This window comes from Litoreibacter sp. JB4-2, from assembly GCF_055693445.1.
In genome coordinates this window covers 2145141-2166210 of record NZ_CM146334.1, presented here as the reverse complement: position 1 = coordinate 2166210, position 21070 = coordinate 2145141, and the positions used below count along the sequence as shown (strand labels likewise).

Genomic DNA, 21070 nt, shown 5'->3' with positions numbered 1-21070 from the left:
CGGCCTATTCCTTTTCCATCGTGCATTGCAGCGGGTGCTGGTTGCGCCGTGCAAAATCCATCACCTGCACCACTTTGGTTTCGGCAATTTCAAAGGCAAACACACCGACCACGGCCATGCCTTTTTTGTGGACCGTCAGCATGATCTCAACCGACTGCGCGTGGTTGATGCCAAAGAATCGCTCCAGCACCAGCACAACGAATTCCATTGGCGTGTAATCATCATTCAAGAGCAGCACCTTATACATAGGCGGCTTCTTGGTTTTAGGCTTGGTTTTCAGGGCGGTATCGATCCCGGTTGCCGGGTCGTCGTCGTCCTTTGCCATGATGAAATCAAATTCTGTCACGTGGTTGCCTTGCCGCTCAAGTGCTGTGCTGAGATGCTAGTATATAGGAAGCGATACCCAACAGAAAAGGGCTCAGAGGTTAACATGTCACAAACAATCACAACCATCGGGTTCGATGCGGATGACACGCTGTGGCAGAATGAGGAGTTTTTCCGTCTTACCGAGGCGCGTTTTGCTGAGCTGCTGAGCGATTTTGCCGACCCGGCCCATCTTGCCGAGCGGTTGTTGCAGGCGGAGCGGCGCAATCTGGGGAAATACGGGTTCGGGATCAAAGGCTTTGTGTTGTCGATGATCGAGACGGCTATTGAGGTGACGGATCAGAAAGTTCCGGCCTCGGTGATCGCGGAGATTATCGCGGCGGGGCAGGAGATGTTGGGCCATCCGATCCATTTGTTGCCCCACGCGGATGAAATCGTTGCCACGTTGGCGGGCACCTACAAGCTGGTTTTGATCACCAAGGGCGACCTTTTGGATCAGGAGCGCAAGCTGGCGCAGTCGGGGTTGGGCGACAGGTTCGACGCGATTGAGATCGTTTCAGAAAAGGTGCCGCAGACCTATATTCGGGCATTCATGCGGCACGGGGACGGGCCGGAGCGGGCGGTGATGGTGGGGAATTCAATGAAATCGGACGTCGTCCCGGCAATCGAGGCGGGGGGCTGGGGCGTTCATGTGCCGGCGAAATATGAGTGGGAGATTGAGAAGGCCGAGGCGCCGGAAAATCACCCGAGATTCCGGGTCTTGCCTGATTTGAGCGGGTTGCCGGGGCTGATTTTGGGCTTGTAAAACACCCGCCCCGCATGCGGGGAATCTCATAACGCATTGAAAAATATAAATACCTATATTTCTATTTACCACATATTAACCACGTTCAGATCGCCTTGCGGGCCTTCAAAGCCGCTGAGATCGTGCCGTCGTCGAGATAGTCCAACTCCCCGCCAATTGGCACGCCTTGGGCCAGGGAGGTGACGGTGATGCCGCGTTTTTCCAATTCGCCTGCGATGTAATGCGCGGTGGTCTGGCCGTCGATTGTGGCGTTGAGCGCGAGGATGACTTCGGAAATGCCCTCACTTTCGATGCGGTCGAGGAGTTTGGGGATGCGCAGCTCTTCTGGACCGACGGCGTCGAGCGCTGAAAGCGTCCCGCCCAGTACATGGTAGCGGCCTTTGAAGACCTGCGCGCGTTCCATCGCCCAAAGGTCGGCCACATCTTCGACGACGCAAATCTCGGCTGTGGCGCGTTTGGGGCTGTCGCAGATATCGCAGATATCCGAGGTGCCGATATTGCCGCAGCTGATACATTCGCGCGCTGTGGCGGCGACGGTTTGCAGTACATCCGAGAGCGGCGTCATCAACAGCGCGCGCTTCTTGATCATGTGCAATACCGCGCGCCGGGCCGAGCGGGGCCCGAGGCCGGGCAGCTTGGCCATCATGTCAATCAACGCGTCGATATCTTTGGTGTTGGACACTATTGCGTTTCTTCTTCTAGCGGGCGGCGCGCAACAAGGTAGCCCCTGCGTTTGAGCATCTCGACCAACCCGCCCTCACCCGGCAGGTGATAGGTGCCAACAGCCATAAACACACCGCCATCTTTCAGATTGCGATCAATGCGGTCCAGAAAATTACGATTTCTCTCGGTAAGAAGATAGTTATTCACCAAATCGAGATAGGTGTCCCCATCCTGCTGGCCAAAGACGGAACGCGTATAGGAACGTTCCCACGCCATCAGCACCCCGATTTGCCCTTGTCGGTAAAGCGCGAAGCCGGTCTTCCGCTCGGCGTTGGTCAAGGTCGGCTGATGGTAGGACGCGAATGTGTTTATGAGTGCAGACGCCAATGCTGCGTGCTCGGGGGCTGCAAGCTTGCGGAAGAAATCTCCCTGATCCTCCAACCCCAGCGTCGCTACGCCAGCGATCTCAGCGAGCATTGAGATACGATCATCCTGGATTGGGAAAATTGCTCCTGTGAAATCCTCGCAGGGATCGCGGAGCAAGGCTTCAGCGACGCCGGCAGGGTGAAAGTAGTGGAAAATGGTTTCTTCATCATACACGTCTGCGCCGAAGAGGGCCAAACTTGCCCAACTCAGGACCCGAGGATCAATTGTGACCTCATGTTCAACTGGAACGCCAAGATCGTTAAACCTGAAGGTGTCGAGCGGGGAGCCTAGCTCAAGTTCTTTGCGCGACTTCGGGCGAAAATCAATCTCGGTCGCGACCAGTTTGGCGCTTTCAATTTCGCGAATGACGCTTTCGGGCAGTCGCAGGATCAGCGGATCGCTTGAATGAAATGTCCCCCAAAGGTGAGAGACCGCCCCGTTAGGTGCCGTTATTTTCCAAAACTTGCCTTCGGAATTCGGAATGGACTTCGCAGCGCTTTTGAGAGCGTCATAAGTATCTGGCGCAAAAGCGCTTTCAACTATTTCGAGTTGGTCGACGCTGCAAACCGCTTTGGTGGCATGGCTTTGGGCCTGCGCGACATCGGGCGCGCTGAAAAGGGCAAAAAGCGCGCAAGCTGTGATCAGAGGCTTTGCAAACCGTTTTAGCAAGATCGAGGCCTCCGATGTGGGGTTATTGAACGCATTGCCAGTTTCGGGGGCGCGGGGCCCGCCAAAAAACCCTGATTTTTCGCTACACCCCACCAAACTGCTTTCTGACAGGGTCAGAAAGGCAGTTTCATACCAGCGGGCAGCCCCATGCCTTCGGTGAGCTTGCCCATTTCTTCGGCGGCTTTTTCCTGCGCTTTGGTCTGGGCGTCTTTGATGGCGGCGAGGATCAGGTCTTCGACGACTTCTTTTTCGTCCGGATGAAAGATCGACGGGTCGATGTCGAGCGCCGTGATGACGCCTTTGGCGGTGGAGGTGGCTTTGACCAGACCGGCGCCGCTTTCGCCTGTGACGGTCATAGAGTCGAGCTGTTCCTGCATTTCGCCCATTTTGGCCTGCATTTCCTGGGCCTTTTTCATCATCCCGGCCATATCGCCGAGCCCGCCTAGTCCTTTGAGCATTGTCTGTCTCCGTCTGGTGTCAGAGCCGCGTTTCACGCGGCAGGGTGTATAAGATCATTGCAGTACATATTGCAGCGACGGCCCCGATGAACAAGGCGGGCGAGCCGATACAGCCTTCCGCAATGGCAAGCGAGCTTGTCAGGCTTTCGCTTGCGAAGGTGATGAGCGTGACCAGCCCTGACCACAACAGCACCACCCCGAGCGCGCCCCATTGGCTGCGTTTGAGCACCACCAACACGCTGGCCACCAGCAAGACGAAGGCGGGCAGGGAGCTGAAAAGGTGGAGCGCTTCGGCGAGGGCTGTGGGCTGCGAGCCGGGCTGCCAGTCGGGACGCAGCGTGGCGCAGCTTTCTGCAAGGGCGTTTGTCGGGGTGAGAAGGAGGGTGAGTGTCGGGAGGATCGTACGACGCTCCCGCTTGCGCGGGTCGCCCCGCCCGCCCTCCCGTTTGGGGGCGCAATTGGCTATACCGCACTTTTTGAAGATGGCTTTAGCCATCTTCAAATGGGTCCCATTCGTCCTCTACCTCGGGAAGGGCCTCGATTGCGGCCTCTTGGATCAGCTCGGCAGCGGTGCGGATCTCGACGATCTTTGCGCCGGGGAACGCCTGTAGGGTTGCCTGAAACATCGGATGTTCTGCGGCTTGCTCTTTGAGCGCGTTTTCCTCGGCGTCGCGGACGGCTGCAATGGTTGCCGCGCCGCCTTCGTTGACCACCGTCACCGCCCAGCGATTGCCGGTCCATTGTTGCAGCCTTGCGCCAAGTTTTGCGGCCAGATCGCGGGGCGCGTTTTCGGTGGGCACGAATTCGATGCGGCCCGGCGCGTAATTGGCCAGCTGCAGCGTGGTTTCAACCTCCACCAGCAATTTCACATCGCGGTTGGTGCGGATCAGCTCAACCACCTGATCGAAGCGTGCAAAACGCGCGAGCGCCTCTTCGGGATCATGGGCGAGCGCGGTTGCGGCGCTGGAGCCTTGGACATGGCCCGTGCTGGCCTGCGCGCGCGCTGTGGTCATGCCGCCTGTGGATTGCGGTGCCTGCCCGCCTGCGGGGGGCGTGGGCGGCGGCGCGTCTTGCAGCTTGCGCACCAGATCCTCGGGGGAGGGCAGGTCGGCCATGTGGGTGAGCCGGATGATCGCCATTTCGGCGGCCATCATGGCGTTCGGGGCGCTTGCGACCTCCTCCAGGGCTTTGAGAAGCAGCTGCCACATACGGGTCATCGCGCGCATGGGGAGCTGTTCGGCCATGGCTTGGCCCCGGCTGCGTTCGTCGGGGCCGATGGTTGGGTCTTCCGCCGCCTCGGGCGTGATTTTGATGACGGAGACCCAATGGGTGATTTCGGCCAGATCGCGCAGCACGGCCATGGGGTCCGCGCCGTCGGCATATTGCGCGGAGAGCTCTTGCAGGGCGCCTGCGGCATCGCCCTTCATGATGAGGTCGAACAGATCGAGCACGCGGCCCCGGTCGGCGAGGCCCAGCATGGCGCGGACCTGAAGGGCGGTGGTTTCACCCGCGCCGTGGGAAATGGCTTGATCCATCAGCGACATGGCATCGCGGACAGAGCCTTCTGCGGCGCGGGTGATGAGCGCGAGCGCGTCTTGCGCGATTTCGGCCTTTTCCTGGGCGGCGACGGAAGACAGATGGGCGATCATCACCTCAGGCTCGATCCGGCGCAGATCGAAACGTTGGCAGCGCGACAGGACCGTGACGGGGACCTTTTGGATGTCGGTCGTGGCCATGATGAATTTGACGTGCTCGGGCGGCTCTTCCAGCGTTTTCAGCAGCGCGTTGAACGCCGCTGTCGACAGCATGTGTACCTCATCGATGATGAATATCTTGTAGCGGCCTTCCGCGGGGCGGGTGGTGGCCATGGCGTTCAATTCGCGGATGTTGTCGACACCGGTTGAGGATGCGGCGTCGATTTCCAGCACGTCGAAAAAGCGGCCTTCGGTGATGCCCATACAGGGTTTGCAGACGCCGCAGGGTTCAGTCGTCGGGCCGCCTTCGCCGTCAGGGCCGATGCAGTTCATGCCTTTGGCGATGATGCGCGCGGTGGTGGTCTTGCCGGTGCCGCGAATGCCCGTGAGCATGAACGCGTGGGCGACGCGACCCGTGGCGAAGGCGTTTTTGAGGGTGCGGACCATGGCATCTTGCCCGATCAGGTCGGCAAAATTGCCGGGGCGGTATTTGCGCGCCAGCACCTGATATTCCGTTTGCCCTGTCTGCGCCGAATCCGACATTGCGCCCCCTTATGCATTCTCGCCAGAGACTAAAGCGCGGGCGCGGGGAGGTCTACCGCCCTTCGCTTTGGGCCGGATTTGGAAATTAACTGTTTCTGTCAAAATTGTGCCGATTTGTTGGCACCAGCAAGGCAGTGCCGTAATGTCGGATGAGGAATTTTTGATGAGTGAGATATTCAAATGGCTGAATTACTGTTGTTGCTTGGGCTCGGGGTGCTTATTGCGGGCGCAGGCTCTGGCGGGGGCGACGACGCGTTGAGCGCACCACCACGCGAATTTGACGACGATGATCAGACCATTTTGCCCGAGGATGTGCGGCCCGGATTGCAGCAGTTCCTAGACCAAGAAGTTGCCGGCGGTGACCTGACCCAGCAGGAGGCCGATGACGCATTGGCTCAGATCGACTTTATCGACGGGCCAATGAATATCGCGACCAATGGCGGCAATGACGCGGTGCTAGGCAGCACTGGCAACGACCAAATTGATACCGGCGAGGGCAATGACCTTGTCTATGGCGGCACCGGCGACGACATCATCGAGCTGGGCGACGGTGTTGATGCATACGGTGTTGACCTGTCCGATGTGACCAGCACCGAGGAATTTATCGCGGTTCTGACCGATGAAGGGAATGCCAATCTGGAAGCGGGCAATGACTGGGTGCGCGGTGGTCTGGGCAATGACGTGATTGCGGACCGCTACGGATCGGACCGGCTGGCAGGCAATCAGGGCAATGACATCATCGTGGCGCTGGATCGTGACGACGCGGCCCCTGATCAGGTATTTGGCGGCTTTGGAAATGACATCATGCTCGTCGATGAAGGTGATGCAGTCACCACTGGCGAAGGCCGGGACGACGTTGTGGCGGTCTTTGATAGCGCCGTGGACCCGGATTATGACCCCATCACCATCACCGATTTTGCGCGCAGCGATGATGTCTTGTCCATCGAGGCACCCGCATCTGTGCTTGGCGCTGACCCGGCGAGCGCTGTCGCGGTCGCGGCTTTGGCAGATGGCACAGGTTCGGTCGTGTCGATCAACGGGACACCTGTTGTCATCGTGACCGGCACCATCGGGCTGGCGCAAAGCGATCTGGCGATCACGGTCGTCTAGATTCGGTCAGCGATTGGGCGCGCGCATATTCTGCGCCAACCCGATGCTGGGCCCTGTGCGGACCCATCAACGCAAAAAAGTAAGTGGAAAAGGTGAGAGGTTGGACATCGACCCAAGTGGGGCTCGTTGTGGCTGCTTCCTTCCGGACCTGACCAGGTTGGCGAGGCACTTGCCCGCGCCAACCCCTCGAAATCTGATATAAGCGGCGCTTGCCATTCTTGCAAGGTGATGCATGTTGCGATTTCAAAAGAGGGGCGCGTGGCATGAAATTGGCGGAAACGGTGACATTTGGGGGTGCAGGGCCAGATGGCGGGTTGGAACGGGCCGCGCATCTGCGTGGTGATGCCGGCGAGATTGCCGAGATGCTGGCGGACCCCAAGACCGGCGTGATGGCGATCTGGCGCGGCAAACTGTTGTTGACCGGGACCGAGAGCAAGCAGATTGGCTGGCTGCCTCACAGCCACGAGATTTTTAACGATGCCGACGAAGCCCCGGTGTTTCTGGGGCTGGATGAAGGCGTTGCCCGGTTCGCGCGCGATATCTCAAACTGGGAGCCCACCGACGACATCGAGACGGTCGGCGCGTTTTTTGATCCTTCACAGCAACGCCACCCGGCCGCGCCGACCAGCCACGCGTTTTGCGAGTTGCGCAGCGTGATGACCCTGCTGACCCCACGCGTGGCAGAGCTGGTGGCCACGGCGAAGGCGATCACCAGCTGGCATGAAACCCATGGATTTTGCGCGCGCTGCGGCGCCAAGTCATCCATCACCATGTCCGGCTGGCAACGCGATTGCCCGTCCTGCGGGGCACATCACTTCCCGCGCACCGACCCGGTGGTCATCATGCTGATCACGCGCGGCAATTCGGTGCTGATGGGCCGGTCCCCCGGCTGGCCCGAGGGGATGTATTCGCTGCTGGCGGGCTTCGTGGAGCCGGGCGAGACAATCGAGGCCGCCGTGCGACGCGAAACTTTTGAGGAGGCAGGCGTCAAAGTAGGGCGGGTGACGTATCTGTCGTCACAGCCCTGGCCATTCCCCGCTAGCCTGATGTTTGGCTGCCATGGTGCCGCGCTGAGCGAGGAGATCAAGATCGACCCCGAAGAGATTGAGGACGCGTTCTGGGCCACCCGCGAAGAGATGCTGGAGACATTTGCGGGGAATAACCCGAAGATAAAACCCGCGCGCGAAGGCGCGATTGCGCATTTTCTATTGCTTAACTGGTTGAAGGATACGCTAGAGTAGCCGGAGGCTTGGGGGGAGGCGCATAAAGGCCAATGAAGTTTTCGACCAAAGAAGATCTGGAAGTGCCCATTGAGACGGTGTTTGACATGCTGTCCGACTTCGAGGGGTTTGAACGCGCAGCCATGCGCCATGGCGCCGATGTTGTGCGCGCGGGCCCGGCTGGCGCGGTTGAAACGGGTCAGGTCTGGCATGTGAAGGCCAGCTTTCGCGGCCGGAGGCGGGAGTTCGACGTCACCCTTGCCGCGTTTGACCGGCCCGACCAGATGGTTTTTGACGCCGCATCCGAGGCGATGAAAGCCAGCTTTTTGGTCGAGCTGGTGGCGCTGTCGCGCAAACGCACCCGGATGCGGGTTGAGCTAGATGTCCGCCCCAAGACGCTGGCGGCGCGGCTGCTGATGCAATCCGCGAAACTTGCGCGCAACACGCTGAACCGCCGCTACAAGACCCGGATCGCGCATTTTGCCGAGGATCTGGAAGACCGCCACAAGCGCGGCACCCGCATGACCAACTAAATTGTGCGCCTGCGGCGCGCGCCATGTTTTGTAAGAGGTGGGGCTCTGCCCTCGTCCTGCGGACGCCTCCGGAATATTTTTGAAACAATGAAAGGTGGCGCGCGCCCTACCGGATCAATCGCGGGTGAAGGCGGCGGGGTAGGTGCCGAGGATTTTCAGCTCTGACGTGAAGTAGCTGAGCTCCTCCATCGCGCGCTGCACCTCCGGGTCGTCGGGGTGGCCGGCAATGTCGGAATAGAACTGCGTCGCGGTGAATTCACCATCGACCATGTAGCTTTCGAGCTTGGTCATGTTGACGCCATTGGTGGCGAAGCCGCCCATAGCCTTATACAGCGCGGCCGGGATGTTGCGGACGCGGAAAACGAAGCTGGTGAGCATATGCGTGTCGCCGCGCCGCGCCATATCGGCCTGGCGCGACATCACCAGAAAGCGGGTGGTGTTGGTGTCCTGATCCTCAATATCGGTGGCGAGGATTTCCAGCCCATAAGTGTCGGCGGCCAGCTTGGAGGCGAGGGCGGCGACACCTTTTTCCTGCCTTTGCGCAATCTCGGCGGCGGCGCCGGCGTTGTCGGCATGCGCCTCCGGGCGGATGTTGTGGGCGTCCAGAAAGCTGCGGCATTGCGGCAGGATCACCAGATGCCCGCGCGCGACCTTGACCTGATCGAGTGTTGTGCCCGGCAGCGCCATCATCGCGATGCGCACCCGCACGAAGGCCTCATCGACGATGTGCAGGCCCGATTGCGGCAGCAGCCGGTGCATGTCGGCGACGCGGCCATAGGTGGTGTTTTCAACCGGCAACATGGCCAGTTCGGCGCGATTGTCGCGCACCGCGGCGATCACATCCTCAAACGTGGCGCAGGGCAGCGGGTCATGGTCCGGGCGAGCGGCGGCGCAGGCCTCGTGGCTATAGGCGCCAAGCTCGCCCTGGAATGCGATTTTCGGAGCCATTTGCTCACTTTCAGAAAATTGGTCGTTTCGTCGCGCCTTCTACACCTTGATAAAGGGCAGGGGAACCCGCTACATACCGCCAGAATCTAGGCGCATGGGACAGTTGCGCAGGTAGCCAAGGTAAGACGAGCCATGTTCGACACAATGACATCCACCAAAATTCTGGGCGCAGGTTGCGGCGCGCTTTTGCTGTACATGCTGGGCGGCTGGGGCGCGGAGCTGATTTACCATGGCTCTGGCGGGCATGGTGACGGCGAGGATCACGCGCAGGGCTACCTGATCGAAGTTGAAGGTGGCGACGAGGTTGCTGAAGCAGAACCAGAGATCGACTTCATGGCCGTCATGGCTGAGGCCGACGCCAGCAAAGGCGAGGGCGTGTTCAACAAATGCAAAGCCTGCCACAAGCTGGAAGATGGCGCGAATGGCACCGGCCCGCACCTGTATAGCATCGTCGGGCGCGACATCGGTGTGGTTGACGGCTTTGGCTATTCCGAAGTGCTGGCCAGCAGCGAAGAGGCCTGGTCTGAGGAAAACCTCAACGCGTTCCTGGAAAACCCCAAAGGTTGGGCACCGGGCACCAAAATGGCGTTCAGTGGTCTGAAGAAGATCAGCGACCGCGCCAACCTGATCGCCTATTTGCAAGGTATCGGCGGCTAAAGCCGTTGCCAATTTCGACCTTTTGAGGCCGCCTTGTTAGGGCGGCCTTTACTTTTGGCACCCACAAATTTGCTCACGTTCGCGCAATCGGCGCTTGATTGTTGTGTGAATCGGACTTTTTCTGAGTTAACTCGTTTACCAAGAACAGAGCCTCGTAGGAGACCGCCACAATGACACACGCCAAAACCCGTGCCCTTGCCGCCACCAATACGCCCGTAGGTGAAAGGGTCATATGGTGGTCAGGTCTGGCGCTGTCAGGAGCTTTGGCGTTTGCGGCGACGCACGTACAGGCGCAGGACGTAAAGATCAGCCATGCCTATTCGAACTTCGGTGAGGTCAAGTACCCTGCCGATTTTGAACGGCTGGATTACGTCAACCCGGACGCGCCCAAGGGCGGTGAGATTTCTACGTGGTCTTTCGGGACTTTTGATAGTTTCAATCCTTACTCGCGGGATGGAAACAAGGCAGCTCTTACCGATCTGGGGAGTGAGGCGTTGTTAACGTCAACTGCGGATGATCCATATGGCGTCTATTGCTTCTTGTGCACGACAATGGAGTATCCGGAAGATCTTGCCTTTGTGACATTTAACTTGCGTGATGACGTTACATTTGCAGATGGAAGGCCGATGACCTCGGCCGATGTGGAATTCAGTTTCAACCTTTTCCTCGAACAGGGCATTTCGGAATATCGGCGTATCGTCGAGGGCTTTATTGACCGCGTTGAAGTAGAAAACCCATATCGCATTACCTTCTACTTTCAACCCGAAGCTTCATTTCGAGATCGAATTGGCTTTGCGGGTGGAACGCCGATCTTCTCTAAGGCTTGGTTTGAAGAAACAGGGGCGCGGCTTGATAAAGCCAGCAAAGCGCCCTTTATGAGCACCGGCCCATATGTTTTGGAAAGTTTTGATCCCAACCGCCAAGTAATTTACGTCCGCAACGAAGACTACTGGGGTGAGGGCATCCCATTCAACATAGGTAGAAATAACTTCGATCGCGTGCGAACGGAATACTTTGCAGACCGCACGGCCGCTTTTGAAGCTTTCAAAACTGGGGCCTACACATTCCGTGCTGAAACCGACCCCAAGGAATGGGCCACAGGTTATAACTTTGCACATGTTCAAGATGGTAGCGTAAAACTAGACACCCCGAGTGATCGGACTGTTGGCAGTGCGCTTTCGTTCATTTTTAATACCGACAACCCTAAGTGGAGCGACATACGCGTACGCGAAGCTGTTGGGCTGATGTTTAACTTTGAATGGTCTAACGAAGCATTGTTTTATGGGCTTTATGAGCGTCCAGACTCCTACTGGCCCAACACAGAACTGGCTTCATCGGGAACGCCCAGCGCCGGAGAACTGGAGATTCTGACACCTCTGGTCGAAGAAGGTCTATTGCCAGAGAATATCTTGAGTGATGAAGTAACTAAACAGGTCGTCCAAGACGCCGCGCGAGCGAAGCCGTCTCGCGCCATTTTGCGAAAGGCGTCAAGATTGTTGGAGGACGCTGGATGGGAAGTCGGGGACGATGGAAAGAGACGGAAAGATGGTGAATTGCTTGAACTTGAAGTTATGCAGTTCAACCCATTTTACGACCGTGTCGTAAACCCGTTCATTGAAAACCTGAAACTACTGGGGATAGACGCGACGCTCGACAGGATTGATCGCGCTCAATACGTCGAACGTCGTAGAAATGGCCGATTTGACATGATGAACCAAGGCATCCAAATGCCTTTTGAGCCGTCAATCGGGTTGTACCAATGGTTTGGTTCCAAGACCGCAGACGATAGTTCCCGAAACGCGATGCGTCTGCGTTCTGAGGCCGTTGACAAAATAATTCCATATGTGATCGAGGCGAGCACTCTTGAGGAGATGCAGACGGCTGTCCATGCGCTAGATCGGGTACTTCTGTCACTGCGTTTCGCGGTTCCTCAGTGGTATAAGAAGGAGCATTGGCTGGCCTACTACGACATCTACGATCGCCCCGATGAGCTGCCGCCTTTGGCCGTAGGGCTCTACGATTTCTGGTGGTATGACGAAGACAAGGCGCAGGCACTGCGCGACAAGGGCGTCCTGCGCTAAGCGGGGAACAGCACCTTGGGCGCCTATATTCTTCGCAGGTTACTGCTGGTCATCCCCACTCTGATCGGGATCATGATCGTCAATTTCACCCTGACCCAATTCGTGCCGGGCGGACCCGTAGAGCAGATCCTTGCCAATATTGAAGATGGCGGCCAGACCGACGCTTTTGTTGGCATCAACGGCGGCGCGGCGCAACAGGATTTGCAAAGCGAAACCGTGGGCTCGAAATATGAAGGTGCGCAGGGTCTGCCGCCGGAGTTTATTGAAGAGTTGGAACGCGAGTTTGGCTTCGACAAGCCGCCCTTGCAGCGCTTTTTCATCATGATGTGGAACTACCTGCGGTTCGACTTCGGGGAGAGCTATTTCCGGTCCGAGGGCGTGTTGTCGCTGGTGGCCGACAAGCTGCCCGTGTCGATCACGCTGGGGCTTTGGTCGACGCTGATCACCTATCTGGTCTCGATCCCCTTGGGTATCCGCAAGGCGATCCGCGACGGGTCGCGGTTTGATACCTGGACCTCCGGGCTGATCATCGTGGCCTACGCGATCCCGGGGTTTTTGTTCGCGATCCTGCTGCTGGTGCTGTTTGCGGGCGGGTCGTTTTACCAGATCTTCCCGCTGCGGGGCCTGACCTCGGACAATTGGGAGCAGCTGAGCCTTGTGGGCAAGGTGCTGGACTATCTGTGGCACATCATCCTGCCGGTGACAGCGGTGACGATTTCGGGCTTCGCCACGATGACGCTTTTGACCAAGAACAGCTTTCTGGACGAAATCTCCAAGCAATATGTGATCACCGCCAAGGCTAAGGGTCTGTCGGAACGTCAGGTTCTTTATGGCCACGTGTTCCGCAACGCGATGCTGATCATCATCTCGGGCTTCCCGGCGGTGTTTTTGGGGGTGTTCGTCTCGGGCTCCCTGATCATTGAGACGGTGTTCTCGCTGGACGGGTTGGGGCGGTTGACCTTTGAGGCGGCGGTCGCGCGGGACTACCCGATTGTGTTCGGCACGCTCTATTTCTTCGGGCTGATCGGGCTGGTCGTGGGGATCCTGTCGGACCTGATGTATGTGTTCGTGGACCCGCGCATCGACTTTGAAAGCCGCGAGACATGAGGTTGTCGCCGCTCAACCAACGCCGCTGGTCGAACTTCAAGCGCAACAAGCGGGCGTTTTGGTCGCTGATCGTCTTCTCGACCCTGTTCATCCTGTCGCTCTTTGCCGAGCTGATCGCGAATGAGAAGCCTATTTTGGTGAAGTATCAGGGCGAATATTTCACGCCGTTCAACACATTTTACCCCGAGACAGCCTTCGGCGGCGATTTCCGGGCAGAGGCGGTGTACCGTGATGTTGAGGTGCAATGCCTGATCATCACGGGCGGCTTGATCGATTGTTTCGACGCCCCCGAGCAGTTCATCGAGGACGCCGCCGACGGGGTGATCGCGGGGGAGGAGATCCAGAAGGGCTGGCTGATCTGGCCGCTGATCCCGTTCAAATACAACACTATCGTCGACAAGCCGGGCACAGCTCCGGGGCCGCCCGACGCGATGAACTGGCTGGGTACTGACAATGCTTCACGCGACGTGCTGGCCCGGGTGATTTATGGCTTCCGGCTGTCGATCTTGTTCACGCTTATGGTCACGGTGGCCTCGTCGATCATCGGGGTGATCGCAGGCGCGGTGCAGGGGTTTTTCGGCGGGCGCACCGACCTGATCTTTCAGCGCATTTTGGAGATTTGGGCCTCCACCCCCAGCCTCTATGTCATCATCATCATGTTCGCCATTCTGGGCCGCAGCTTCTGGCTGCTGGTCTTTCTGTCGATCCTGTTTGGCTGGCCTGCTTTGGTGGGCGTGGTGCGCGCAGAATTCCTGCGGGCGCGCAACTTTGAATATGTGCGCGCGGCGCGGGCTTTGGGCGTGTCGAACACCACGATCATGTTCCGCCACATGCTGCCCAACGCGATGGTTGCGACGCTGACGATCCTGCCCTTCATCGTAACCGGCACCATTGGCGCGCTTGCGACGCTGGACTTTTTGGGCTTTGGGCTGCCGTCATCGGCCCCGTCGCTGGGGGAGCTGACACTACAGGCCAAACAAAACCTGCAAGCGCCGTGGCTGGCCTTCACCGCATTTTTCACCTTCGCGATCATGCTGTCGCTGCTGGTCTTCATCTTTGAAGGCGTGCGCGACGCGTTTGACCCCAGAAAGACCTTTCAATGAGCCGCTTGCTGGACGTCAAAGACCTGAAAGTGGCCTTCAGCCAGGACGGAACCGTGACCGAGGCCGTCAAAGGTGTCAGCTTCCATGTCGACAAGGGCGAGACTGTCGCGCTGGTCGGCGAAAGCGGCTCAGGCAAGTCCGTCTCTGCGCTGTCAACAGTGCGGCTTTTGGCGGATAGCGCGCGCGTGTCAGGCCAGATCAGCTATGACGGGCGCGACCTGTCCAATGCGTCGGAGCGGGAGCTGATGGGCGTGCGCGGGAATGATGTGAGTTTCATTTTCCAAGAGCCGATGACCTCCCTGAACCCGCTGCACACGCTGGAAAAGCAGATCACCGAAAGCTTGACATTGCACCAAGGCCTGAGCGGCACGCCTGCGCGCGACCGGGTGATTGAGCTGCTGGAAAAGGTCGGCATCCCGCAACCAGCCGAGCGCCTGTCATCCTACCCGCATCAGCTGTCCGGTGGGCAACGGCAGCGGGTGATGATCGCCATGGCGCTTGCCAACGGGCCCGAGCTGCTGATCGCGGATGAGCCGACGACGGCGTTGGACGTCACCATTCAAGCGCAAATTCTAGAACTGCTGGCCGATCTGAAAAACGAACAAGATATGGGGATGTTGTTCATCACCCATGACCTTGGCGTCGTGCGCAAGATCGCGGACCGGGTCTATGTGATGCAGCATGGCGAGATCGTCGAACATGGGACGACGACTGAGATTTTCGACACGCCAAAGCATCCCTACACCAAGATTTTGTTGGAGGCAGAGGCGACGGGCGAGCCGACCCCGGTGCCGTCCGAAGCGGCGGAAATGGTCAGCACGGTAGACCTGCGCATCTGGTTCCCGATTGAACGCGGACTGATGAAACGCACCGTGGGCCATGTCAAAGCGGTGAACGCGGCCAGCATCAGCGTGCGCGCGGGCGAGACGCTGGGCATCGTTGGCGAAAGCGGGTCGGGCAAAACGACGCTGGCTTTGGCTGTGATGCGGCTGATTTCGAGCCAGGGTCCGATCATCTTTCAGGACCGTGATATTCAGGGGCTAAAGTCGCGCGATCTGCGCCCGCTGCGCGCCGATATGCAGATCGTGTTTCAGGACCCCTATGGCTCGCTCAGCCCGCGCATGACGGTGGAACAGATCATCGCCGAAGGGCTCAGCGTGCATGGCACCGAGCCGGGCCGGGACCCGCGCGACATGGTGGCCGAGATTATGGAAGAAGTCGGCCTCGACCCGGACATGATGCACCGCTACCCGCATGAATTTTCTGGCGGGCAACGCCAACGAATCGCGATTGCGCGGGCGATGATTTTGCGCCCCAAACTGGTGGTGCTGGACGAGCCGACATCGGCGTTGGACATGACCGTGCAGGTGCAAATCGTGGACCTGCTGCGGGAGCTGCAACGCAAATACCAGCTGGCCTACCTGTTCATCAGCCACGATCTGAAAGTCGTGCGTGCGCTGAGCCACAAGGTGATGGTGATGAAGCAGGGCGACGTGGTGGAAACCGGGCTGGCGGAAGACGTGTTCTCAAACCCGCAGACCGAATACACGCAGCAATTGCTGGCGGCGGCCTTGGATCACACGCACTAACTAGCCTGCTGGGCCGCGCGCCTCGCATTGGACGCCGCGCGCTGACAGTCTTGCGCAGGCGAGCTGGGCCCGATCCGCCGACAGGCCTACGAAATTCGCTTCCCAGCCTTTCGGCTTGTTGGCGACTTTGCGCAGCGCTTCGTCCAGCGTTTCAATCTCTTGCAACGCGGTTTGCAGAAGCAGTTTTTCGGCGTCATGGCGCGTGTTGTGATAGCCCAGAGTGATCGACCAATGCCGCCCGCCAGAGGTGGTCGCGCGGGTGATCACGCGCGGCTCTGCTGGTTTTTTGGGCACAATCGTCGGCAAGATTTTGGCGGCAATGCCTTCAGGCCGTTTGATCGGTGTGACCAGCGGGGTCGCTGTGGCGCGCGCGACTTGCACCTCCTCACGGGAGGATTGAACGTTCTTGTCCACGTCCTGCACCAGGGCCATCAGCATCTCAGCCGACGGGGCTTTTTCGGGGCGCATTGTGGGTTTGCGGCTTTTCAGGACAGCGGTGATGGTCGGCTTCACCTTGATCACTTTGGGCTTTGCCGCGTTGCCCTGATAGGCGGGCAGTTTCGGTTTGCGCAGGGCGACGCGCGATGGTGCGCGTTTGAAGCCCATGTCCAGCAATTCGGCCACGCGGGCGTTGCGTGCGGCTGTTGAGCTGCCACCGAACATGGTTGCGATGATCCGCTCGCTGCCGCGTTCGGCGGAGGCGACCAGATTGAACCCTGCCGCGCGGGTGTAGCCGGTCTTGATGCCGTCCGCACCGCGGTAATTGCCCAGGAAACGCCGGTTGGTGTTGTTGACCTGTTTCACGCCCGCATGGGTCGTTTTGCGCGAGAACAGGTTGTAATATTGCGGGTAGTCATACAGCACGTGGCGGCCCAGGATGGACATGTCGCGCGCGGTGGACAGATGGCCTTTCTCGGTCAGGCCGTGGGCGTTTTTGAAGGTCGTTTTGGTCATGCCCAACGCCTTGGCGGTGCGGGTCATGCGGCGGGCAAAGGCAGCCTCCGACCCGGAAATCGCCTCACCTATCGCCGTGGCTGCGTCATTGGCGGATTTCACCGCTGCGGCACGGATCAAGTAGCGCAGCGCGATGCGCTGCCCGGCCTTGAGCCCAAGTTTGGACGGTTGTTCCGCTGCCGCCTTGCGCGAAATTTTGACCTTGGTGTCGAGGGTGATCTCGCCTTTGCGGATCGCCTCAAACGCCACGTAGAGCGTCATCATTTTGGTCAGCGATGCGGGATGTAGCCGCGTATCAGCGTTGCGCGCATGCAGCACTTTGCCGGTTCGCGCATCCATTACCAAAGCCGCGTAGGGCGCGGCGCCACTGGGGCTTGCGAACATCGCAAACGCTAAAACACATAGGCCCATGCGGACCCATTCCAAACGTCGTGAAAAATACACGCGACTACCCGTTTCTGCCTCGGGGCACGTCGTTGCGTGGCCCCTTTGTTTTTGCCGTTATTCGGCGATTGCTCGGAGGTTACCACAGAGGGGCGTTTCAGAAAACAGTTTAGTTTCAATGGTTTTGCAGAAAGTTTTGCAGCCTAAATTGCAGATGTTGTGGCGTGTCAGCGCGTGTCCACTACATCTGCCCAAACTTAACCGGTTGGTCATAAATCGGGCAATTTCGCAATATCGCTGGCCTACGCCTTTTCGCAGCGTGCCAATGCGGCTGGAATCCCTTCCAGAAGGCGCGCTTCGCGACGCTTCAGTTCCCGCAATTTGCGCCGCTCGGACGCCACGTCGATGGCGACGGGCGTGCGATCAACCACGGGTTCGGAGCGGTTGCAGAAAGACACGCCGACATTGCGCCCGCCACTGCCGATGCAGAAATCTGTGAAGACGACATTGCGTTCACGGGTTTCGACGGCATAGCCGCGCGCGAGGTTTGCTTCGGTCTTGGCGATCAGGTTCTGAACAATTTTCAGGTCTTTGGTCGCGTCTTGAATACACAGCTTTTCGGGCGTGGCGCAGGCGCCGAGCGCGCAGATCAATAATATGGGGGCAAAACGGGTCATACGGCTATCCTACACGGTCTCGGTTAAATTTGGGTGGGAAATTCTAGCTTTTCTCCCCCAGAAGGTCGGTGTCGTTTTCTGGGATGGCGTTGGTGGCGGCGGCGATTTCAACCTCATCTTGTTCATTGGCCAAATCGGCCTCCGCGTGTGAGACGCTTGGCTCGTCAATTGCGGCGTCCTGCGTGCTTTCGGCGATGTCGCGGTCGGCGAGCGCTTTGGCCTTCGCTTCGGCCACGCCACCCAATTGCACGATGGGCACGCCTTGCGGGAAGATCACTTCGCGGGCGTCGTCCGGCATGGAAATGCCTTCCTCCGTCAGCACGCGTTTGACCTGCCGCAGGATCGCCGATTTGACCTTCAGGACCGAGAAATTGCGCGCGTCGATCCAGAAATAGGCTTTCATATTGACCGTTGAGGCCCCGAGGCTGTCGACAAGGATCATTGGATGCGGCTCATCGGTGACGGCTTCATGGGTTTCCAACATGTCCATCACAATTTCCTGCACCCGCGCGATGGAGGCGTCATAACCCACACCCACATCAATCGTCTCGCGCCGGATGGGGGAGGCCGAATAGTTGATGATCGTGCTTTTGAAGATCGTCGCATTGGGGATCTGGATATGGTTGCCCTCCACCGACAAGAGCACGGTGGAACGCGTGTTCATCGACTGGACGGAGCCCAGATTGCCAGACACTTCGATAAAATCGCCGGCGCGGAAGGGGCGGCGGATGCTGAGCAGCAGCGAGGCCAGAAAATTCTCCGCAATGTCGCGGAAGGCAAAACCCACTACGATCCCCAACACCCCGGCCCCGCCAAGAAGCGAGAAAGCGATCTTGGTCAGCCCCGCCACCTGCAGCACAACATAGAGCCCGATCAGGAAGATCGGCAGCGCCAGCAGGCGGGAGACGATGTCGCGCAGCAAGGGCGATTCCATGCCGCCCAAGAGCCAACGGCGCAGCAAATGCGCAACGCGCGCTGACAACCACCACGCGACGGGCAGGATCACAATGGCAAGGATCACCAGCGGCAAAGATGTTGTCGCGCGGATTACGACCTCCCGCACCTCGCGCAGGGCGGGGGCGAAGGTCCAGTTGGCTTCCTGCACGACGCTGATGCGGTTCACCACGGCGACCACATCTTGCGTGTTCGCCGCCAGATCGCGCGCCCAGGCCTTGTTTTCGTCGCTGTCGGTTTCACCATCAAGGAAGACGATCCCATCCGTGGCCTCTACCCGCGGGGCGGTGAACCAGCCGGTGGTGCGCAGGATTTTCAGGATGCGCGTCTCGATTTCCTCATCGCGCGCAACCGGCGTTACTGCGACGGAGCCAGTCGGCGCAGTGACTTCGGCCTCAACCTCTGTCGTGGGCGATGTCTGTTGCTGCGCAAGCGCGGGCGTGCTTAGCAGGGCGAGGGCAAAGAGAATACGGATCAACATGTGTGCCAGCCTAGAGCGAGCTTTGCCCCTGATGCCAGCCGAAAAATGCGCTTATGGCTGCGGGACAACCTTGCCCGGGTTCATAATATTCTGCGGGTCCAGCGCGGCCTTGATTGCCCGCATCGCATCAAGCGCGACAGCATCCTTGTTGCGCGTCATGGAGGGCAGCTTGGTCAACCCGATCCCATGTTCCGCCGAGAAACTGCCGCCAAGCGCGCTGACAGTATCGTCCACGGCTTTGCGCATGGCGTCGCGCAAATCGGCATCATCGCGGCTGGGGTAGACTGTGTAATGCAGGTTGCCGTCGCCCAGATGCGCAATCCCCAACTCTTTCGCACCAGCATCAAGCGCTTGTATCTGCGGGCTGATACGTTCCAAAAACTCCGCGACTTGATCAAGCGGGACGGCCACATCCGTGTCGACCAGATTTGGGGTGGTCAGAGTGATTTCGGCCGCCTGTTCGCGCCGTTCCCACATCGCGCGGCGCTGCGCCTCCGACGTCGCCACGACGGCGTCCAGCACCTCGCCGCTGTCCAACATGTCGCCAAGCACCGTTTCAAGATAGGTCGTGATGGGCACGCTGCCATCGGGGCCAGGGGTCGCATCGCGCGGGGCCGTGGCGCCGATATCCACCAGAATGTTGACGTCGTAGTTGTCATCAAACGGCGCGCGGGCACCCGGGATATGCGCCATATGCCGTTCCATATAGTAGCGCGGCATGTATTCGAACGCCTCAACCGCGCCACCCGTGGCCTGCTGCAACGCGTTGAGCAGACGCAACGCGGCCGCCAAATCAGGGCAGGCCACCATCGCCGTCGCATAGGCGCGCGGCTTGGGGCTAAGCTTCAACACAGCGGCGGTGATCAGGCCCAACGTGCCTTCCGCCCCGATCATCAGCTGGCTGAGGTTATAGCCGGAATTGTCTTTGCGCAGCGCGCTCATGACATCCATGACGCGCCCGTCGGGCAGCACCACCTCAAGGCCCAGACACAGCTCCCGCGTATTGCCGTAGCGCAGGACGTTGGAGCCGCCGGCATTGGTCGACAGCGCCCCGCCGATCATGGCCGAGCCGCGCGCGCCGAAGGTCAGCGGGAAGACCAGATCATGCGCGTCGACGGCGTCGTGGATGTTTGACAGGATCGCGCCTGCCTCGACTATGGCGGTGCGCGCGTCAGGGCGGATGTCGCGGATGGCATTCATCCGGGCGAGAGAGATCATCACCGCGCCTTCCGCCATCGTCCCGCCGGTCAGCCCTGTGTTGCCCGACACCGGCACAATTGGGGTGTTCGCGGCGGCGCAAGCCTTGACGACGGCGCTGACCTCACCCGTGTTAGCCGGGCGCACCACGCAGAGCGGGTGCGAGACATATTTCCCCGTCCAATCCTGACCATAGGGGGCGGCATCCGCGCCGGTCAGCACATGATCCGGCCCGACAATAGCCGTGCAGGCCTCGATCAAATTTGTTGAAACAGTCACCTGCATTGATTTGTCCCCGCCTTGCGCGCTGCTGGTCGATTCTCGCTTGACCCTGCCGCGCGCTTTTCATATCCCCCGCCCATTGGCGTTATAGCTCAGTTGGTTAGAGCGAACGACTCATAATCGTTAGGTCGGTGGTTCAAGTCCACCTAACGCCACCAAAAAACCCGTGTGCCGAAAGGCGCGCGGGTTTCTTGTTTTTGTGCGCATTGCA

The 21070-nt window shown here is 59.2% G+C and carries 20 protein-coding genes, 1 tRNA gene and 1 other RNA gene; 10 read left to right on the top strand and 12 right to left on the bottom strand.

Annotated elements, in window-relative coordinates:
- Window positions 1–4: 4 nt before the first annotated feature.
- Window positions 5–325 carry an ATP-dependent Clp protease adapter ClpS gene (gene clpS / locus ACZ1G7_RS10760; RefSeq protein WP_472663715.1) on the bottom strand — a complete coding sequence of 107 codons (321 nt, stop codon included), beginning with the start codon at window positions 323–325 and terminating at the stop codon, window positions 5–7.
- A 105-nt stretch (window positions 326–430) separates the two neighbouring features.
- Here clpS and ACZ1G7_RS10755 point away from each other — a divergent pair, with 105 nt between their 5' ends.
- Window positions 431–1129 (top strand): HAD family hydrolase, encoded by a 699-nt coding sequence (locus ACZ1G7_RS10755; RefSeq protein WP_472659407.1) that lies wholly within the window; start codon window positions 431–433, stop codon window positions 1127–1129.
- Window positions 1130–1214: 85 nt separating this feature from the next.
- Here the strand turns inward: ACZ1G7_RS10755 and recR are convergent, their stop codons facing one another.
- From recR to ACZ1G7_RS10730, 5 genes are read right to left on the bottom strand one after another with little or no spacing between them, the layout of a single operon-like run.
- The gene (recR, locus tag ACZ1G7_RS10750) at window positions 1215–1811 is read right to left on the bottom strand and encodes a recombination mediator RecR (RefSeq protein WP_472659406.1); all 597 of its coding nucleotides are present in this window, start codon (window positions 1809–1811) and stop codon (window positions 1215–1217) included.
- Window positions 1811–2980 carry a TraB/GumN family protein gene (locus ACZ1G7_RS10745; protein WP_472659405.1) on the bottom strand — a complete coding sequence of 390 codons (1170 nt, stop codon included), beginning with the start codon at window positions 2978–2980 and terminating at the stop codon, window positions 1811–1813. The genes recR and ACZ1G7_RS10745 overlap by 1 nt, the downstream gene beginning before the upstream one ends.
- 20 nt (window positions 2981–3000) lie before the next feature.
- Entirely contained in the window at window positions 3001–3345 is a 345-nt protein-coding gene (locus ACZ1G7_RS10740) for a YbaB/EbfC family nucleoid-associated protein (RefSeq protein WP_472659404.1), read from the bottom strand.
- A gap of 19 nt (window positions 3346–3364) precedes the next feature.
- Complete coding sequence (locus ACZ1G7_RS10735) at window positions 3365–3841, bottom strand: hypothetical protein (RefSeq protein ID WP_472659403.1); 477 nt, start codon at window positions 3839–3841, stop codon at window positions 3365–3367.
- Window positions 3834–5582, bottom strand: coding sequence for a DNA polymerase III subunit gamma/tau (locus ACZ1G7_RS10730; protein ID WP_472659402.1), 1749 nt, complete (start codon window positions 5580–5582; stop codon window positions 3834–3836). Before ACZ1G7_RS10730 ends, ACZ1G7_RS10735 begins: the two co-directional genes overlap by 8 nt.
- Before the next feature lie 180 nt (window positions 5583–5762).
- Between ACZ1G7_RS10730 and ACZ1G7_RS10725 the strand changes: the two genes are divergently transcribed.
- Complete coding sequence (locus tag ACZ1G7_RS10725) at window positions 5763–6692, top strand: calcium-binding protein (protein ID WP_472659401.1); 930 nt, start codon at window positions 5763–5765, stop codon at window positions 6690–6692.
- Between the two features lie 90 nt (window positions 6693–6782).
- On the opposite strand, the gene ffs is transcribed toward ACZ1G7_RS10725, so the two are convergent.
- Window positions 6783–6881: signal recognition particle sRNA small type (gene ffs / locus ACZ1G7_RS10720), an RNA gene on the bottom strand.
- Window positions 6882–6955: 74 nt separating this feature from the next.
- Between ffs and nudC the strand changes: the two genes are divergently transcribed.
- Together nudC and ACZ1G7_RS10710 are read left to right on the top strand one after the other, a co-directional pair.
- Window positions 6956–7933 (top strand): NAD(+) diphosphatase, encoded by a 978-nt coding sequence (gene nudC / locus ACZ1G7_RS10715; protein WP_472659400.1) that lies wholly within the window; start codon window positions 6956–6958, stop codon window positions 7931–7933.
- Window positions 7934–7965: 32 nt separating this feature from the next.
- Entirely contained in the window at window positions 7966–8445 is a 480-nt protein-coding gene (locus tag ACZ1G7_RS10710) for an SRPBCC family protein (protein ID WP_472659399.1), read from the top strand.
- Window positions 8446–8559: 114 nt separating this feature from the next.
- Here the strand turns inward: ACZ1G7_RS10710 and ACZ1G7_RS10705 are convergent, their stop codons facing one another.
- The gene (locus ACZ1G7_RS10705) at window positions 8560–9393 is read right to left on the bottom strand and encodes a prephenate dehydratase (protein WP_472659398.1); all 834 of its coding nucleotides are present in this window, start codon (window positions 9391–9393) and stop codon (window positions 8560–8562) included.
- A gap of 132 nt (window positions 9394–9525) precedes the next feature.
- Between ACZ1G7_RS10705 and ACZ1G7_RS10700 the strand changes: the two genes are divergently transcribed.
- From ACZ1G7_RS10700 to ACZ1G7_RS10680, 5 genes are all read left to right on the top strand, one after another.
- On the top strand, window positions 9526–10050 hold the full coding sequence (locus tag ACZ1G7_RS10700; RefSeq protein WP_472659397.1) for a c-type cytochrome: 525 nt from the start codon (window positions 9526–9528) through the stop codon (window positions 10048–10050).
- Window positions 10051–10220: 170 nt separating this feature from the next.
- Window positions 10221–12131: an extracellular solute-binding protein gene (locus ACZ1G7_RS10695; RefSeq protein WP_472659396.1), complete on the top strand. Its 1911-nt coding sequence runs from the start codon at window positions 10221–10223 to the stop codon at window positions 12129–12131.
- Between the two features lie 15 nt (window positions 12132–12146).
- Window positions 12147–13238, top strand: coding sequence for a microcin C ABC transporter permease YejB (locus ACZ1G7_RS10690; protein WP_472659395.1), 1092 nt, complete (start codon window positions 12147–12149; stop codon window positions 13236–13238).
- Window positions 13235–14341 carry an ABC transporter permease gene (locus ACZ1G7_RS10685; RefSeq protein ID WP_472659394.1) on the top strand — a complete coding sequence of 369 codons (1107 nt, stop codon included), beginning with the start codon at window positions 13235–13237 and terminating at the stop codon, window positions 14339–14341. Before ACZ1G7_RS10690 ends, ACZ1G7_RS10685 begins: the two co-directional genes overlap by 4 nt.
- Window positions 14338–15930, top strand: coding sequence for an ABC transporter ATP-binding protein (locus ACZ1G7_RS10680; protein ID WP_472659393.1), 1593 nt, complete (start codon window positions 14338–14340; stop codon window positions 15928–15930). Before ACZ1G7_RS10685 ends, ACZ1G7_RS10680 begins: the two co-directional genes overlap by 4 nt.
- Here the strand turns inward: ACZ1G7_RS10680 and ACZ1G7_RS10675 are convergent, their stop codons facing one another.
- The 4 genes from ACZ1G7_RS10675 to ACZ1G7_RS10660 form a co-directional block, all read right to left on the bottom strand.
- The gene (locus tag ACZ1G7_RS10675) at window positions 15931–17268 is read right to left on the bottom strand and encodes a D-alanyl-D-alanine carboxypeptidase family protein (protein ID WP_472659392.1); all 1338 of its coding nucleotides are present in this window, start codon (window positions 17266–17268) and stop codon (window positions 15931–15933) included.
- 302 nt (window positions 17269–17570) lie between these two features.
- Window positions 17571–17945 (bottom strand): hypothetical protein, encoded by a 375-nt coding sequence (locus ACZ1G7_RS10670; RefSeq protein ID WP_472659391.1) that lies wholly within the window; start codon window positions 17943–17945, stop codon window positions 17571–17573.
- A gap of 43 nt (window positions 17946–17988) precedes the next feature.
- On the bottom strand, window positions 17989–19380 hold the full coding sequence (locus ACZ1G7_RS10665) for a mechanosensitive ion channel domain-containing protein (RefSeq protein WP_472659390.1): 1392 nt from the start codon (window positions 19378–19380) through the stop codon (window positions 17989–17991).
- A gap of 51 nt (window positions 19381–19431) precedes the next feature.
- On the bottom strand, window positions 19432–20862 hold the full coding sequence (locus ACZ1G7_RS10660) for an FAD-binding oxidoreductase (protein WP_472659389.1): 1431 nt from the start codon (window positions 20860–20862) through the stop codon (window positions 19432–19434).
- 78 nt (window positions 20863–20940) lie between these two features.
- On the opposite strand from ACZ1G7_RS10660, the gene ACZ1G7_RS10655 reads away from it, so the two are divergent.
- Window positions 20941–21017 (top strand) — tRNA-Met (locus ACZ1G7_RS10655).
- The last annotated feature ends 53 nt before the right edge of the window (window positions 21018–21070 follow it).

Bases quoted from the DNA above. Each gene is read 5' to 3' on its own strand.
- clpS (WP_472663715.1), bottom strand. From the start codon at position 325: ATGGCAAAGGACGACGACGACCCGGCAACCGGGATCGATACCGCCCTG.
- ACZ1G7_RS10755 (WP_472659407.1), top strand. From the start codon at position 431: ATGTCACAAACAATCACAACCATCGGGTTCGATGCGGATGACACGCTG.
- ACZ1G7_RS10740 (WP_472659404.1), bottom strand. From the start codon at position 3,345: ATGCTCAAAGGACTAGGCGGGCTCGGCGATATGGCCGGGATGATGAAA.
- ACZ1G7_RS10735 (WP_472659403.1), bottom strand. From the start codon at position 3,841: ATGGCTAAAGCCATCTTCAAAAAGTGCGGTATAGCCAATTGCGCCCCC.
- ACZ1G7_RS10730 (WP_472659402.1), bottom strand. From the start codon at position 5,582: ATGTCGGATTCGGCGCAGACAGGGCAAACGGAATATCAGGTGCTGGCG.
- ACZ1G7_RS10725 (WP_472659401.1), top strand. From the start codon at position 5,763: ATGGCTGAATTACTGTTGTTGCTTGGGCTCGGGGTGCTTATTGCGGGC.
- nudC (WP_472659400.1), top strand. From the start codon at position 6,956: ATGAAATTGGCGGAAACGGTGACATTTGGGGGTGCAGGGCCAGATGGC.
- ACZ1G7_RS10710 (WP_472659399.1), top strand. From the start codon at position 7,966: ATGAAGTTTTCGACCAAAGAAGATCTGGAAGTGCCCATTGAGACGGTG.
- ACZ1G7_RS10705 (WP_472659398.1), bottom strand. From the start codon at position 9,393: ATGGCTCCGAAAATCGCATTCCAGGGCGAGCTTGGCGCCTATAGCCAC.
- ACZ1G7_RS10700 (WP_472659397.1), top strand. From the start codon at position 9,526: ATGTTCGACACAATGACATCCACCAAAATTCTGGGCGCAGGTTGCGGC.
- ACZ1G7_RS10695 (WP_472659396.1), top strand. From the start codon at position 10,221: ATGACACACGCCAAAACCCGTGCCCTTGCCGCCACCAATACGCCCGTA.
- ACZ1G7_RS10685 (WP_472659394.1), top strand. From the start codon at position 13,235: ATGAGGTTGTCGCCGCTCAACCAACGCCGCTGGTCGAACTTCAAGCGC.
- ACZ1G7_RS10680 (WP_472659393.1), top strand. From the start codon at position 14,338: ATGAGCCGCTTGCTGGACGTCAAAGACCTGAAAGTGGCCTTCAGCCAG.
- ACZ1G7_RS10675 (WP_472659392.1), bottom strand. From the start codon at position 17,268: ATGTTCGCAAGCCCCAGTGGCGCCGCGCCCTACGCGGCTTTGGTAATG.
- ACZ1G7_RS10670 (WP_472659391.1), bottom strand. From the start codon at position 17,945: ATGACCCGTTTTGCCCCCATATTATTGATCTGCGCGCTCGGCGCCTGC.
- ACZ1G7_RS10665 (WP_472659390.1), bottom strand. From the start codon at position 19,380: ATGTTGATCCGTATTCTCTTTGCCCTCGCCCTGCTAAGCACGCCCGCG.
- ACZ1G7_RS10660 (WP_472659389.1), bottom strand. From the start codon at position 20,862: ATGCAGGTGACTGTTTCAACAAATTTGATCGAGGCCTGCACGGCTATT.